This window comes from Chloroflexus islandicus, from assembly GCF_001650695.1.
GTDB lineage: Bacteria > Chloroflexota > Chloroflexia > Chloroflexales > Chloroflexaceae > Chloroflexus > Chloroflexus islandicus.
The window spans coordinates 96069-111124 of sequence record NZ_LWQS01000114.1; the positions used below are offsets into that span (position 1 = coordinate 96069).

10 protein-coding genes are annotated in these 15056 nt (G+C 61.2%); 5 read left to right on the forward strand and 5 right to left on the reverse strand.

Annotation, left to right across the window (positions count from 1 at the left end; all coding sequences use genetic code 11):
- Positions 1-229 precede the first annotated feature (229 nt).
- Together A6A03_RS19170 and A6A03_RS19175 are read right to left on the reverse strand one after the other, a co-directional pair.
- Complete coding sequence (locus A6A03_RS19170; protein ID WP_066791462.1) at positions 230-1156, reverse strand: A/G-specific adenine glycosylase; 927 nt, start codon at positions 1154-1156, stop codon at positions 230-232.
- 17 nt (positions 1157-1173) lie between these two features.
- The gene (locus A6A03_RS19175) at positions 1174-3546 is read right to left on the reverse strand and encodes a RelA/SpoT family protein (protein WP_066791464.1); all 2373 of its coding nucleotides are present in this window, start codon (positions 3544-3546) and stop codon (positions 1174-1176) included.
- 449 nt (positions 3547-3995) lie between these two features.
- Here A6A03_RS19175 and A6A03_RS19180 point away from each other — a divergent pair, with 449 nt between their 5' ends.
- The 5 genes from A6A03_RS19180 to A6A03_RS19205 all read left to right on the forward strand — a co-directional run bounded on the left by A6A03_RS19180 (position 3996) and on the right by A6A03_RS19205 (position 11176).
- Positions 3996-5606, forward strand: a complete 1611-nt coding sequence (locus A6A03_RS19180; protein ID WP_066791471.1) for a gamma-glutamyltransferase family protein — start codon at positions 3996-3998, stop codon at positions 5604-5606.
- 37 nt (positions 5607-5643) lie between these two features.
- Positions 5644-7158, forward strand: coding sequence for an acyl--CoA ligase (locus A6A03_RS19185; RefSeq protein WP_066791472.1), 1515 nt, complete (start codon positions 5644-5646; stop codon positions 7156-7158).
- A gap of 370 nt (positions 7159-7528) precedes the next feature.
- Complete coding sequence (gene coaA / locus A6A03_RS19195; RefSeq protein ID WP_066791474.1) at positions 7529-8485, forward strand: type I pantothenate kinase; 957 nt, start codon at positions 7529-7531, stop codon at positions 8483-8485.
- Between the two features lie 421 nt (positions 8486-8906).
- Positions 8907-9887: a 2-dehydropantoate 2-reductase gene (locus tag A6A03_RS19200; RefSeq protein WP_066791475.1), complete on the forward strand. Its 981-nt coding sequence runs from the start codon at positions 8907-8909 to the stop codon at positions 9885-9887.
- Positions 9888-10300: 413 nt separating this feature from the next.
- Positions 10301-11176, forward strand: a complete 876-nt coding sequence (locus tag A6A03_RS19205; RefSeq protein WP_066791481.1) for an ABC transporter permease — start codon at positions 10301-10303, stop codon at positions 11174-11176.
- 6 nt (positions 11177-11182) lie between these two features.
- On the opposite strand, the gene A6A03_RS19210 is transcribed toward A6A03_RS19205, so the two are convergent.
- The 3 genes from A6A03_RS19210 to rpsO all read right to left on the reverse strand — a co-directional run bounded on the left by A6A03_RS19210 (position 11183) and on the right by rpsO (position 14863).
- Complete coding sequence (locus A6A03_RS19210) at positions 11183-12037, reverse strand: alpha/beta fold hydrolase (protein ID WP_245669065.1); 855 nt, start codon at positions 12035-12037, stop codon at positions 11183-11185.
- A gap of 30 nt (positions 12038-12067) precedes the next feature.
- Positions 12068-14356 carry a polyribonucleotide nucleotidyltransferase gene (gene pnp / locus A6A03_RS19215; RefSeq protein ID WP_066791486.1) on the reverse strand — a complete coding sequence of 763 codons (2289 nt, stop codon included), beginning with the start codon at positions 14354-14356 and terminating at the stop codon, positions 12068-12070.
- A 237-nt stretch (positions 14357-14593) separates the two neighbouring features.
- Positions 14594-14863: a 30S ribosomal protein S15 gene (gene rpsO / locus A6A03_RS19220; RefSeq protein ID WP_066791488.1), complete on the reverse strand. Its 270-nt coding sequence runs from the start codon at positions 14861-14863 to the stop codon at positions 14594-14596.
- Between the last annotated feature and the right edge of the window lie 193 nt (positions 14864-15056).

A 15056-nucleotide genomic window follows, 5' to 3' on the forward strand; every position in this document is an offset into this window, starting at 1 on the left:
GCGCGCCGTTGCCTGTCCAAAAAGGAGGCACTAGTGAAACAGCACGACAGCTATCGGCTGGCAGGCTGCCTGCGTCTATCGCCGGTCTCTAAAGACATTTTATACCTTTTGTCGTACTAAACGAGGGCAAAGACCAGATTGGCATATACATCTAGAAATGTACACAGCTCGTTCTTTATTGGCTGTGAACAAGATGCGCTTGCCGAACGCTTAACGGCCTATACTGAGGTTAAGCGGGCAAGCGCACGCCTTGTTCCGTAATCACTAACAACCCATCACGGGCGAGATCACGCACTAGCTGTTGCAGCCATTCTGCATGGTCAGCCGTGAAATCAGGCCGCACTTGCCGGCCTAGTTCGGATAGGGGTAACGCTGTATCGGCAGGCAAAGCGCGCAGCGCGGCGATAATCCGGCCCCGGTACCAGCGGCGCGAGCCGACGAACGGTTCAGCCGGGCGCGGCTCGGCAACGCGCTTGAGCGCAGGGGCAGCCATCGTTTCAGCCAGAGCGGTATCAGCGGCGACCGCAGCAGCATAAGCGCGGCAATGCCGGCGCAACGGGCAGCGCCAGCACGCTGGGTTAGTGGCAGTACAAATCAGCGCGCCTAGCTCCATGATCGCCTGATTCCACACCCAGCCTTGCCCCGGCGGGATCAACGCCTCGGCATGGGCCAGCAATTCGGCCTCGGTCGCCGCTGCTGCGTGGTCAGGGCCAACGCAAAGCCGGCGCACCACGCGCCGGATGTTCGTATCGAGAAAGGCGACATCTTGCTCGAAGGCGAAACAGGCGATCGCGCCAGCGGTATAGGGGCCAATGCCGGGCAACGCGCGCAAGGCGGCGACCGAGTCCGGCACCCGCCCGCCGTGGCGGGTGACAATCGCCTGCGCCGCTCGTTGCAAATTGACGGCGCGCCGGTTGTAGCCAAGCCCGGCCCACAACCGGATCACCTCGGCAGTTGGCGCGGCAGCCAGAGCTTCTATGGTAGGAAAGGCAGCTAAAAACGCCTGATACTTCGGGATCACCCGATCAACCTGCGTCTGCTGAAGCATCACTTCGGCGACCATGATCGCATACGGATCGCGGGTGCGTCGCCATGGCAGGTCGCGGGCATCGTTGGTAAACCATTGGAGCAGGTCAGCACGGATCGCGTCGATCATCTCCAATTGTTGCTTGGCTAGGTCTTGCGATAGACATCAAGCACATCGGGAATACGGTTGATCTTCTCGATTAACGGCGAGAGCTGGGCCATTGACTGGAGCGAGACGGTGACATTCAACACCATCCGGCCATTGGCGCGTGGTTTGCCATGATTGACTTCGGTGATATTAATGCCGGCCTCTGCGATCACATTGGAAATATCGCGCCAAAGACCAACCCGATCCCACGCTTCAATCCGTAACGGCACCGGGAAGGTCTGGTTTGTCACCGCACCGTTGCCCCAACACACCGGCATGAGGCGGTCTCGTTCGGCTTCACTCAGATGTTGGAGGGTACGGCAATCGGCCCGATGGACGGTCACACCACGACCACGAGTGGTAAAACCTACGATCGGTTCGCCAAAGATCGGATTACAACACCGAGCGATGCGCGATGGGATTTTGCCAGTACCGGCAAGATAAATCTCACCGCTCGCGCTTACCTGCGCCATTGGTTGGCTGGGACTGGGTGCAGGCGCCGGCGCAGGTGCGGGAGGCGCTTGACTATCAAGTAATTTCTCAACCAGCTTGCGCTCGTTGATATCATCAACCCCGATCTGATAGAAGAGATCCTCTACCGAGCGTACCGAGGGTCCAGCCAGCTCAACCAGCTTCTCAAAGCTCACGTGGGTGAGACCGACGCGCCGTAGTTCTTTCTCAAGCATCTCGCGCCCGGCGGCGATATTCTCTTCGCGCTCGAGCCGGCGGAAGTAGCGTTTGATATGGTTTTTGGCCGAAGGCGTCTTAACAATCCGCAGCCAGTCACGGCTAGGGCCGCGCGGCGTCTTCGAGGTCAGAATCTCGACAATCTCGCCGTTGCGTAGCTCGTAGGTAAGCTGCACCATGCGATCGTTGACTTTCGCGCCAATACAATTATGCCCCACCTCTGAGTGGATGCGGTACGCGAAATCGATTGGCGTCGAGCCTTCGGGCAGGTCGATAATCTTGCCTTTGGGCGTAAAAACAAAGACGCGCTCTTCAAACTCAGCGCGCAGCATATCAACAAATTCGCTGTCGGTCGTCTCGTTGCGCCATGTAATCAGCTCGCGTAACCAGCGAATCTTGTTCTCGTAGTCTTTGTCGCTGCGGGTGTTGAAGCCTTCTTTGTAACGCCAGTGAGCGGCAATGCCGTGCTCGGCCTCTTCGTGCATCTTCCGCGAGCGGATCTGCACTTCGCAGTGAACGCCTTCGGGCAGAATGACCGTGGTGTGGATCGAGCGGTACGAACTCTCTTTGGGGGCGGCAATGTAATCATCGAACTCTTGCGTCACCGGCGTCCAGTTCATCTTGCTATGGACAACGCCGAGCGCCCGGTAACATTCCCCCACTTCGTTGTTAGGATCATCAACAATAATCCGCACCGCGAGCTGGTCATAGATCCGCTCTAACGGCACCCCTTTGCGCTCCATCTTGCGCCAGATCGAATAGATATGCTTCGAGCGGCCAGTCACTTCGGCCTTGATGCCTTCGCGGGCCAGCGCCTCTTTCAACTGGGCAATCACGCGCTGAACGATGCGGTCGCGCGCTTCTTTCCGCATCGCCAGACCTTGGGCAATCTCTTTGTAGCGATCGGGGTGGAGGGTCTTAAACGCGAGATCCTCGAGTTCCGACTTCATCTGCCACATACCGAGGCGGTGGGCCAGCGGTGCGTAGATATCGAGCGTCTCGCGCGCGACGCGCTGCTGTTTGTGCGGCGGAGTGGCGTGAATGGTGCGCATGTTGTGCAGGCGGTCAGCCAGCTTGATCAACACCACCCGCGGATCATCAGCCGAGGCGATAATCAGTTTGCGGTAGGTACCGGCCTGCACCTCTTCTTTGCTCTTGTTCTCGTACCCTGAGAGCTTGGTCACGCCATCAACGAGATTAGCGACTTGCTTGCCGAAGAACCGCTCAATCACCTCGATCGGCACGCCGGTATCTTCGACCACATCATGCAGCAGCGCCGCGGCGATCGATTCGGTATCGAGGCTCAAATCGAGCAAAATCAGGGCAACCTCAATCGGGTGATCAAGGTAGGGTTGGCCTGACTGGCGGCGCTGGCCTTCGTGGGCAACCGCAGCGAGCGCATACGCGCGGCGAATCAGATCAAAATCGGCAGAGGGAAGATATTCGCGGTGGCGGGCAATGAGGGCTTCGACCGAGGGCGAGAAATAGGCATGGATGAACGCATCTTGCACCGTCTCGAGCGAGGATTGGCAGCCACGCCGCTGCTGCTGCTCGACGATGGTGAACATGACTTTGTGCTTCAACAATTCAGAGGCAAGAGGGGGAAGTTCGTCACTCATCGCCGGACCGTCTGGCATATCGGCAATCAATTCAACCGGATGAGCGGTAGCAGTTACATCATCCATAGTAGCCGCTCCTGTTCAGGCAGGCTATGTGCCGCCAATCTGTCGCATGGCTGGCCAGATTACGTGCGGATAGCAGCGCAGCTCCGAGACGGCAATGCCAGTATATCGCATTCATCGGATGGTATGTCACCACCGTCGTTCAATAGCATTTCGGGCAAGTTCAAGCGAAAGCAGGTTCGTAATCGGCTTGCCCGGCGACAGCAAAATAATCACTGATGATACGACCTTGATAGCGATCGAAGTAGTTGATCAAAAACGCCCGGCGTGCAACGCCAGGCCGCATCCAACCACTGAGCCGATCATCCGCGATCGTAACGCACATTATGTCTTTGTTATGTAGGATAACACTCGCGGGCGGCAATGTCAAGCTGCGTCATTTGAATGTACGATTCATTGTATAATCAAATATCTCACCCATAGCGACTCAGTGATGTGAAGGAGCTGTATTCATGGATCTCAACCTGCACCATTTCCCCTACCCCGGACGGCGGGTGCCGGTCGTGGCCGAGCGCGGCGTGGTGGCGAGCAGCCACCCGCTGGCGTCGCAGGCCGGGATGCAGGTGTTGCAAGCCGGCGGCAATGCGGTTGATGCGGCGATTGCGACGGCGGCGGCATTGACGGTGCTCGAACCGACCTCGAATGGGTTGGGGGGCGATGGCTTTGCCCTGATCTGGGCCGGCAATACCTTGCATGGCATTAATGGATCGGGCGCGGCGCCAGCCGCCTTGACCGCCGAGGCGCTGGCCGCTGCTGGCCATGCCGAGATGCCGGTGCATGGTTGGTGGCCGGTGACGGTGCCGGGAGTGGTGCGGTTGTGGGGCGATATGCACGAGCGGTTTGGCCGCTTGCCGCTGGCGCAGGTACTGGCGCCAGCGATTGCGTATGCCGAAGAGGGTGCGCCGGCGCCGCCGATGGTGGCCTATTTTTGGGCGCGGGGGGTGGCGGCGGCCCATGCCCGCACCGGCCCAGAGTTCGCCGGTTTTCTGCCCACCTTTAGCCTCGATGGCCGCGCCCCACGCCCCGGCGAGCGGTTCGTGAGCCCCGGCCATGCCCGTACTCTGCGCTTGATTGCCCGTCATGGCGCTGATGTGTTTTACCATGGGGAAATTGCCGCCGCGATTGACCGCTTTGCCCGCGCTACCGGCGGTTTGCTGCGGGCCGAGGATTTGGCGACCCATCGTTCAGAGTGGGTGACGCCGATCACGATGCAGTATCGCGGCTATACCGTTCACGAGATCCCGCCGAACGGGCAGGGGATTGCGGCGTTGATGGCGCTCGGCATCCTTGACCACGTTGATCTGGCCCGGTTCCCCCGCGAGTCGGCAGACGCCTTTCATTGGCAGGTTGAGGCGATGAAGTTAGCTTTTGCCGATGCCTTTGCCTATGTAGCCGATCCGGCCAAAGCGCCGGTGCCGGTTGCCCAGATGCTCGACCGCGACCGGCTGGCGGCGCGCAGCCGGCTGATCGGCGCACGGGCCCAAGACTATGGCCCGGCGGCGTTGCCCAAAGGCGGCACGGTCTATTTTGCGACGGCTGACCGTGATGGTATGATGGTGAGCATGATCCAATCGACCTACATGGGTTTTGGGTCGGGGGTGGTGGTGCCTGAATATGGCATCGCGTTGCACAACCGCGGCTGCGGGTTTGTGGTCGATCCCAGCCATCCCAATCACGTGGCGCCGGGCAAGCGCCCTTTCCATACCATCATTCCCGGCTTTCTCAGCAAAGACGGCGCGCCGATCGGCCCCTTTGGCGTGATGGGGGCGCATATGCAGCCGCAAGGCCATACGCAAGTGATCGTCAATACGCTCGATTACGGTCTGCACCCGCAAGCGGCGCTCGATGCGCCGCGCTGGCGCTGGGAACGTGACGGGACGCTGCGGCTCGAACTCGAAACGCCGCGCCACGTGATCGAGGGGCTGGCGGCCCGCGGCCATCAGGTGGCGGTCGAAAGCGAGTTGGGCGGCTTTGGCCGCGGGCAGGTGATTTGGCGCTTGCCGAGCGGCTGCTACGTTGCCGGCACCGAGCCGCGTTGCGATGGCTTGGCGGTTGGGTGGTAACAAGTAGAGTGCATTGCGATAGAGGGAATGCCGTGCTATGACGACACGCAGAGCGACGCTGTTTGATCTCTTGCACGCCGGCGCCGAGCGCGATCCGGCCTTGATCGCGCCGGGAGGGCCGGTGTGGACATTTGCCGATCTGCGCGCGCAGGTCGGCCAGTTGGCCGAATGGTTGCAAGCCCACGGCTTGGGACGGGGAGACCGGATCGCGATCGCGCTCGGCAATGGCCCGGCGATGGCGATGGCCTTTCTCGCCGCGGCGACGGCAGCCACCGCTGCGCCGCTCAACCCCAAGTACCGCCGCGACGAGTTTGCCTTCTACTACGAAGACACCAATGCCCGCGCGCTGATCGTGGCTCCCGGCGAAGGCGACGAAGCACGGGCCGCGTTGCGTCCGGGGATGCTGTTAATCGAGGCGACGCTCGACGCCGATGGCCGCTTGGCATTTAGCGCCGCTGGCGAGACCGGCCCGCCGCGCCGCGATGGCTGGGCCGCAGCCGATGATGTGGCGATGATCCTGCACACCAGCGGCACGACCAGCCGGCCCAAGCGGGTGCCGATCCGCCATCGCAATTTGGTCGCTTCGACCGCCAACATCATCGCCACCTACCAGCTCAGCCCTGCCGACCGCTCGCTCTGCGTGATGCCGCTGTTCCACATTCACGGCATTGTCGCCTCATTGCTCAGCCAACTGGCGGCTGGCGGCGCGGTCATCTGCCCTCCCGGTTTCGACGGTCTCAAGTTCTGGAGCTGGGTTGAACAAGCGCGGCCAACGTGGTATTCGGCAGTGCCGACGATGCATCAGGTGCTGCTGGCCCGCGCCGAGCGCAATGCCGCGATCATCGCCGCCAACCCGTTTCGCTTCATCCGTTCGTCGAGCGCACCGCTGCCGCCGGTGGTCATGGAGCGGATGGAGACAGTGTTTGGCGCACCGGTAATCGAGAGCTACGGGATGACCGAAGCCTCGCACCAGATGACCTCGAACCCGCTGCCACCCGGCCAGCACAAACCCGGCTCGGTCGGGATCGGTTTTGGGGTGGAAGTCGGCATCATGGACGAAAACGGCAATTTGTTGCCGGCAGGGGTGAAGGGTGAGGTGGTGGTGCGCGGGCCGAACGTGGTTGACGGCTACGAGAACAACCCCGAAGCCAACGCGGCGGCGTTTGTGCATGGCTGGTTCCGTACCGGCGATCAAGGCTATCTCGATGACGATGGTTATCTGTGCTTGACCGGCCGGATCAAGGAGCTGATCAATCGCGGCGGCGAGAAGATTTCACCGCTTGAGATTGACGATGTGCTGCTGCGCCACCCGGCGGTCGCCGAGGCGCTGGCCTTTGCGGCGCCCCACCCGACCTTAGGCGAAGAAGTGCATGCCGCAGTGGTCTTGCGCGAGGGGATGCAGGCCAGCGAACGCGAACTGCGCGATCACTGCGCCCAATGGTTGGCCGATTTCAAAGTGCCGCGCGCGATCCATATCCTGAGCGCGTTGCCACGGGGCGCGACCGGCAAGTTGCAACGGATCACGATGGCCAAGACGCTGGGGTTGGCGTAGACAAGGTGTTGCTATGGAATTGCGGCAGGAGACTGCCGCATTCCACCGGGAGATCAACGATCTGACACTCGCAATCCGACACCCTCAGCGCGTTACTGAGCGGCGCGACCGGCAAGCTACAACGGATTACGATGGCCAAGACGCTGGGATTGGCGGAGGCAAGGTATTGCTATGGAGTGCGGCAGTTTCACTGCCGCACTCCATAGAGAGATGAACCGCCTGCCGCTAGCAACCCGCCTGTGAAAAGCTTTACAATCCGCACCAAAATTGCGGTATGATAGTGTTATTGGCAAGTTACAACGCATTGTCTGCTCATCGTCGCAATGACGCTGCCGGCCACCACCTCCGGCGTTGACACACAGGAAGCGGCATGATCCCCAAGCTTGAACTCGAACGGCGTCTCTCGCCCTACGTGAGTTTTTCGCGGTCGGAATGGTCGGCATTGCGGAATGGCACACCTTTGCCGTTGAGCGCCGACGAGTTGGATTCACTGGTGAGCTTGACCGATAGCGTCTCGATGGAAGATGTCGCCGACATCTACCTGCCGCTGGTGCGCTTGTTGCAGCTCTATTACGAAAACGCTTGCCGGCTGTATCAGGCGACGAGCGCGTTTCTTGGTTCGGCAACGGCCCGGGTGCCTTACGTGATCGGCATTGCCGGTAGCGTAGCAGTGGGCAAGAGCAGCACGGCGCGTATTTTGCAGGCACTGTTGGCGCGTGGCCCCGGCCAGCTCAAGGTGGATCTGGTGACCACTGACGGCTTTCTCTACCCGAACCGGGTGCTGCAAGAGCGGGGCATCATGCACCGCAAAGGCTTCCCGGAAAGTTATGATCGACGCCGGCTGTTGCAATTCATCGCTGATATCAAGTCGGGGTATGGCCCGGTGAGCGCGCCGGTTTATTCGCACTTGACGTACGATATTGTGCCGGATCAGTTTCAGGTGGTTGATCACCCCGATGTGTTGATTGTCGAAGGGCTGAATGTGTTGCAGCGCGGCGCCAATACCCGGCGCGAACCGCAGCTCTACGTGTCGGATTTTTTTGATTTTGCGATTTATGTTGACGCCGACGAGCGGGATCTCGAACAGTGGTACATCGAGCGCTTTTTGCAACTGCGCAAGACGGCGTTCCGCGATCCGTCATCGTATTTCCGTCGCTACGCCGAGCTGAGCGAGGCTGAGGCGATTGCAACCGCGCGCCGGATCTGGCGCGAGATCAACTATGTGAACCTCAAACAGAACATCGAGCCAACGCGCTGGAGCGCCGATCTGATTTTGGTCAAAGGGCCGCGCCACGAGCTTGAGCGGGTGTATCTGCGCAAACTGTAACTGTAGAGGCGCAGAGAGGGCAAAGGCGCAGGGATGCTAAACGCAAAGGCGCAGAGGGCGCAAAGAGCGCGAAGAATTTAAACGCAAAGGCGCAGAGAACGCAAAGCGCGCAAAGGGTTTTTAGGAAGGGGTACCAGCGTGCTCGTGCCCCTTCCTTCCTTGCCCCTCCCCCAGCGGGGGAGAGGTTGGGGGTGGGGGAAACGCAAAGGCGCCGGAGAGCCGGACGGCTGTCCGGCTCCGCAAAGAGCGCGAAGAATTTAAACGCAAAGGCGCAGAGAACGCAAAGCGCGCAAAGGGTTTTTAGGAAGGGGTACCAGCGTGCTCGTGCCCCTTCCTTCCTTGCCCCTCCCCCAGCGGGGTTGGGGGTGGGGGCAACAGATAACTAAATGAGATACCATTGTTCATCACAGCGAGGATTGCTATGCGCATCTGCATTGTCGGGGCCGGCGCGATCGGGGGCTGGCTTGGCGCGAAGTTGATACAGGCTGGCGCCGACGTGACCTTGATTGCCCGCGGCGCGCACTTGGCCGCGATCGAAGCCAACGGGTTAACCATTGAATACCGCGATGGCCGCCAAGAGGTGGTGCGTCCAGCGTTGGCCACCGCCGATATGGCTGCCGCTGGCGCGCACGATATGGTCATCGTGGCGGTCAAAGCCCAATCATTGCCGGCGCTGGCCGCGCCGATGCGCGCGCTCTATGGCCCGGATACGGCGGTGGTCTATGCCCAGAACGGCATTCCGTGGTGGTATTTCTTCCGCCACGGCGGCCCCTACGAAGGCCGCCAAATCGAGGCGGTCGATCCCGGTGGCGTGATCGCGGCTAATACCGAAATCGAGCGGGTGATCGGCTGTGTCGTCTACCCCGCGGCGGCGATCGAGCGGCCCGGCGTAATCCGGCATCTGGAAGGCAACCGGTTCACGCTCGGCGAACCCGACGGCAGCCGGAGCGAGCGGACACTGCGGCTAAGCAAGTTGCTCGAGTCGGTTGGTTTGCGCGCACCGGTGAAAACCGATATTCGCAACGAGATTTGGCTCAAGCTGTGGGGTAATCTCTCGTTCAACCCGATTAGCGCCCTGACCCGCGCCACCCTCGACCGGATCATCGCCGATCAGGGCACCTACGCACTCGCGGCGACGATGATGGCCGAGGCGCAACAAGTCGCTGAGACGCTAGGGGTGCGGTTTCCGGTCTCGATCGAGCGCCGCATCCGCATGGCCGAAGAGATCGGCGCGCACAAGACCTCGATGCTGCAAGATATCGAGGCCAAACGTCCGACCGAGATCGATGCCTTGCTGGGGGCAGTGGTCGAACTCGCCGATCTGACCGGCGTCCCGGCGCCAACCATGCGCGCGATATACGCCGTCACCTCGCTGCTCGATCGGGTCAACTGCGGCCAGTGATTAGGTATGCGCCAATAGAAACACTGTCATTGCGAGGGCGCACCGCGCCCGAAGCAATCTCCCGCTCAAGCGCGAGCCACATCTGCAAGGGAGCCATTGCGCTCTTATACCCTCGACGGGTACACTGCGGCCAGTGAGGGCGATGCGCCAATAGAAACACTGTCATTGCGAGAGCGCACCGCGCCCGAAGCAATCTCCCGCTCAAGCGCGAGCCACATCTGCAAGGGAGCCATTGCGCTCTTATACTCGCGATCGGGTACACTGCGGGCAGTGATAGGTATGCGCCAATATGGAGTGCGGCAGTGAAACTGCCGCACCCGGTCATCGCGAGAGTGCCCAGCGCGAGCTATCCTTGATATCGGATAATATAAGCAAGCGCAACTGTTTCCATGCCGTACCGCAAAGGAGTGCCAATGCGTGACCTGCTTGCCAACCCAGTGCTGACCCGCGAACTGTTTGGCCGGATTCGCGGGCGCAATGCGTGGCTGATTTTGACTGGCTATTTGACCATCATCGGCGCGATCACGCTGCTGATCTACGCCGTTTTCGCCAATTCGGCCAGCATGAATGACCCGAATACCGCGCGTTCGATCGGTAAAGCGATCTTCTTTACCGTGATGACAGCAGCCCTTGTGCAGGTTTGCTTTCTCTCGCCGTCGCTTACCGCTGGCGCCATCGTCGGCGAGAAAGAGCGGCAGACCTACGATCTCTTGCTAGCGTCGCTCTTGTCGCCGGTGCAGATTGTGACCGGCAAGCTGGTGTCGGCGATTGCCTTTGCCCTGCTGTTGATCATGGCCTCGCTGCCGATCGCTGGGCTAGCCCTGATCTTCGGCGGCGTCACCGCTCAAGAGGTGCTGATTGGGGTGGTGGGGCTACTAGTGACAGCGGTGAGTTACGCCGCAATCGGGTTGTTTTGGTCAACCGTCATGCGCTCAACGTTGGGGGCGACGGTCATGGCGCAAGGGACGGTGATCGCGATTCTGTTGCTGGTGCCGTTTCTGTTTTTTGTGATTTCGTTGCTGATAGATGCCTTTGACGGCCAACCCACCCCGCTCTACGTCTATACCATGGGCACGTTTCTCTGCCTGCACCCGTTCATTGCGCTCGGCATCACCGCCGGCGCGCTTGAGACGGGCGGAAACCCGTGGCTTTGGGAAGTGCCGTCATCAGCCGGCAACTTGACCGTGCCGGGAACTTGGTTAGTTTATTCGGTCATTGCAGTGATGATTGCCGTCGTTTGTTTGTGGTTGGCGATTCGCGGGGTGCAGCCCGACGAGGCGGCGGGGTAATCCCTATCATCCGATCCCCTGCATCCAGCGCGCGATGATTGCGGCTACCTCATCCGGCTTTTCCATCGGCAACATGTGGCCGGCCTCGACCTCAGCCAAGGTGGCGTGGGGCGCGACCCGGCGGAAACGGCGCCAGACCGAATCGGTGATCAGCTCGGAGCGCGTGCCGCGAATGATCAAGAGCGGGCGTTGCAAACGACGCAAGTCGCGCCATGCGTCGAGCGGCGATGAGGCGAAGATGTGCGATTCCCACAGTTTCGGCCACGCCAGCGTGTAGCCGTTGCCGTGCGGCTTCAAGCCACCGCTGAGATAACCTTCGAGCGCGGCAGGGGTAAAATCGGCGAACACGCCGCGCCCTTGCCAACGCTGGCGAGCCTCGTCGATGCTGGCGAAATGGTCGCGGCGGCGCAGCGCACCTTGGGCTAGCGGGAAGCGGTAGCCCTGCCCGGCTTGGCGCAGCAGCCAAATCAGCACCTGTAGGCGACGGCGAAAGAAGACCGGATCAATCAGCGCCACCGCCCGAAACAGCTCAGGCCGTTCAACCGCAGCGTAGAGGGTTAAAATCCCGCCAAGCGAATGGCCGATCCCGATCACCGGCTCGTGAGCGACTGCCTGTAGATCGGCGATCAGATCCGCCGCCAGATCGCGCCATGTCCCCCCCGGTTGCGCATCACCATCGACACGCAACGGACGTGGCCGGTAGCCGAGGATGCGCCCAAACGGCGCCAAACCGGCGGCGAGGGGGACATACGCCTCTGGCGGAAAGCCATTGGCGGGCGCGATATGGATGAGACGGGGGCCGTGGCCCCCGAGCTCGCGATGAGTGGCAGCGGCGTTGAGCGCGATCATCGATGTTGGCAATGCAGGTCAGCGCGATAGGCTCAGTGTCGCTTAGTCATCACGCCGCCGCGGGCGCGGGCGATCGGCATCGCGGCGCGGCCCGCGCAATTCTTCGCGCAAACTGCGCGGCTCTTCCCGCCCGCCGCGCGGCTCCTCCCGACCGCCACGCGACTCTTCGCGGGGACGGGGGCGAGGCGCAGCGCCGGCGGCCTTCCGCTCTTCCGGCGTCTCGCCGGTGAGCACTGCCCGCCGGCTGAGACTGATCTTGCCGGTAGTGCGGTCAATGTCGATCACCATCACATTGATCTCGTCACCGAGCGAGACCACATCTTCGACATTCTCGACCCGCTTGTCGTCAAGCTCTGACACATGCACCATGCCGTCTTTGCCGGGCAAGATATTGACGAACGCGCCGAACGGCTTGATGCTCACCACTTTGCCAAGGAAGATATCGCCCACCTTGGCCTCGCGGGTCAGGCCCTCGATCATACTGATCGCCTTCTTGGCCGCCTCGCCGTCGGGCGTGGTGATAAAGACGCGACCGTCGTCTTCGATATCAATCTGGGCGCCGGTGGTATCGCAGATATTGCGGATCGTCTTACCGCCGGGGCCGATCAGCGCGCCGATCTTCTCGACCGGAATCTGGATAGTCATAATCCGCGGCGCATAGATCGACAACTCAGGCCGCGGCGCGCTAATCACCGCATTCATCTTATCGAGAATAAAGAGCCGCCCGGCGCGGGCCTGCGCAAACGCCTGCCGCATAATCTCGTAGGTAATCCCGGTGGTCTTGATATCCATCTGCAACCCGGTGACACCCTTCGCGGTACCGGCCACCTTAAAGTCCATATCACCGAGCGCGTCTTCAAGCCCCTGAATATCGGTCAACACGCGCCAGCGCCCATCTTCATCGGTAATCAAGCCCATCGCCACCCCAGCCACGGGGGCCTTAATCGGCACACCGGCATCCATCAGGCTGAGCGACGAACCGCAGACCGACGCCATCGACGACGAACCATTCGACGAGAGCACCTCAGAGACGAGCCGGATCGTGTAGGGAAACTCCTCTTCGCTCGGCAGCACCGCGTACAGCGATCGCTCAGCGAGCGCGCCGTGGCCGATGTCGCGGCGGCGCGGCGTACCGAGCCGGCGCACCTCGCCGGTGCTAAACGGCGGGAAGTTATAGTGGTGAATGTAGCGTTTGGTCGTCTCGATGCCGAGATCATCCACCTTCTGCTCATCGCCGGGCGAACCGAGCGTGGTAATTGTGAGCACCTGCGTCTGGCCGCGGGTAAAGACGGCTGAACCGTGGACGCGCGGCACCACGCCGACCTCGATGCTAATCGGGCGGATCTCATCGAGGGCGCGGCCATCAACGCGGATCCCTTCATCGAGGATCGCGTTGCGCACCTCATCCTTAAGCAGCTTCTCGAACGCCTTGCTGACCTCTTTGGTGCGATTTGGAATCTCTTCCTCCGGCTCATCGGCGGTAAAGTGCGCAATCACCTCAGCCTTCAGCGCCTCGGTCTGCGCCTCACGCTCCTGCTTAATCGGGCTGCGCACCGCTTGGCGCAAGCGATCACCCATCCACGCGCTGATCGCCTCTTCGAGCGAGGTATCGACGACCGGCGGGGTGAAGGGGCGCTTAGGCTTGCCGCAGAGCTGCACCAACTGCTCTTGCAGATCGCAAATCTGCTTGCAAACGGCGTGGCCATCGATCACCGCCTGCAACATCTCATCTTCGGTCAACTCATGCGCGCCAGCCTCGACCATCAGCACCGCATCTTTGGTGCCGGCGACGACCAGATCAAGCCGGCTCTGCTCCATCTCGCCCATCTTGGGGTTAACGACCAACTGGCCGTTGAGATGGCCCATCTGCACCGCGCCGACCGGGCCAGCAAAAGGAATATCGCTGATCGACAACGCCGCCGAGGCGGCGATAATCGCCAGCGGGCCGGGGTCGTTCTCCATATCGATCGAGAAGGTGGTGATAATCACCTGCACTTCGTTATAGAACCCCTTGGGGAAGAGGGGGCGCAGCGGGCGGTCGGTCAGCCGCGAGATGAGAATCGCAGTGGTAGTGGGGCGGCCTTCGCGTTTGAAGAAATTGCCGGGAATCTTGCCCACGGCGTACATCTTCTCTTCGTAATCAACGGTGAGGGGGAAGAAATCGGCGCCTTCCCGCGCCTCTTTGGCGCACACCACGGTGGCCAGCAGCATCGTATCGCCATACCGCGCCACCACCGCGCCATCGGCCTGTTCGGCGAAGCGACCGGCTTCAAGGGTCAAAGTACGGCCGGCAATCTCCGCGCTCACGGTGTAAATTTTCCGTTCTGTCATACTTCCTTACAACTCCTGCTTAACTGGGGCGCCGGTGCGCCCCACTGAAACCATGGCGGCCGCACGACAGCGGCCGGGGCGCGGAGTTCGGCACTGGCGGATACGCGCGAGCGACTCACGCGCATGCGCCAATCCCGAACCACCGCGCCAGACGACTGCAAGCAAAGAGCGCCGGGCGGCGAATGCCGCTGGCGCCCTCGTTGACCTTAGCTTACACTGACGGTTGCCCCTATCATACTAGCGGCGCAGACCGAGGCGATTGATAACATTGCGGTAGCGTTCGCGATCCTTGGACTGCAGATAGTTGAGCAGCCGCCGCCGCCGCCCGACAAGCTTGAGCAGACCGCGCCGCGAGTGATGGTCGTGGATATGGACGCGCAAATGCTCGATCAACTGGTTGATCCGCTCGGTCAAGAGCGCGACCTGAACTTCGGGCGAACCGGTATCAGTCTCGTGGATCTGATAGCCGTTGATAATTTGCGACTTTTCCTCTTTTTCAAGCGCCACGAGCAGTTCCTCCTCGTGTAATCGCGCGCGGGCCGGCGCAGCCCGGCGTTCCTGATATAAGCGCCGTCATTATAACATAGATCGTTGCGTTTTGCCAACTTATGTCGCGCACACGAGAGCATCTCCGCAGCAGATGATGGCAACCACCCGCCACACCGGTTGCGCCGCCGGAGCCGATAGTATCCGCGTTGCG

Excerpts from the sequence above, each read along its gene's own strand:
- A6A03_RS19170 (WP_066791462.1), bottom strand. The coding sequence starts at position 1,156 with ATGATCGACGCGATCCGTGCTGACCTGCTCCAATGGTTTACCAACGAT.
- A6A03_RS19175 (WP_066791464.1), bottom strand. The coding sequence starts at position 3,546 with ATGGATGATGTAACTGCTACCGCTCATCCGGTTGAATTGATTGCCGAT.
- A6A03_RS19180 (WP_066791471.1), top strand. The coding sequence starts at position 3,996 with ATGGATCTCAACCTGCACCATTTCCCCTACCCCGGACGGCGGGTGCCG.
- A6A03_RS19185 (WP_066791472.1), top strand. The coding sequence starts at position 5,644 with ATGACGACACGCAGAGCGACGCTGTTTGATCTCTTGCACGCCGGCGCC.
- coaA (WP_066791474.1), top strand. The coding sequence starts at position 7,529 with ATGATCCCCAAGCTTGAACTCGAACGGCGTCTCTCGCCCTACGTGAGT.
- A6A03_RS19200 (WP_066791475.1), top strand. The coding sequence starts at position 8,907 with ATGCGCATCTGCATTGTCGGGGCCGGCGCGATCGGGGGCTGGCTTGGC.
- A6A03_RS19205 (WP_066791481.1), top strand. The coding sequence starts at position 10,301 with ATGCGTGACCTGCTTGCCAACCCAGTGCTGACCCGCGAACTGTTTGGC.
- pnp (WP_066791486.1), bottom strand. The coding sequence starts at position 14,356 with ATGACAGAACGGAAAATTTACACCGTGAGCGCGGAGATTGCCGGCCGT.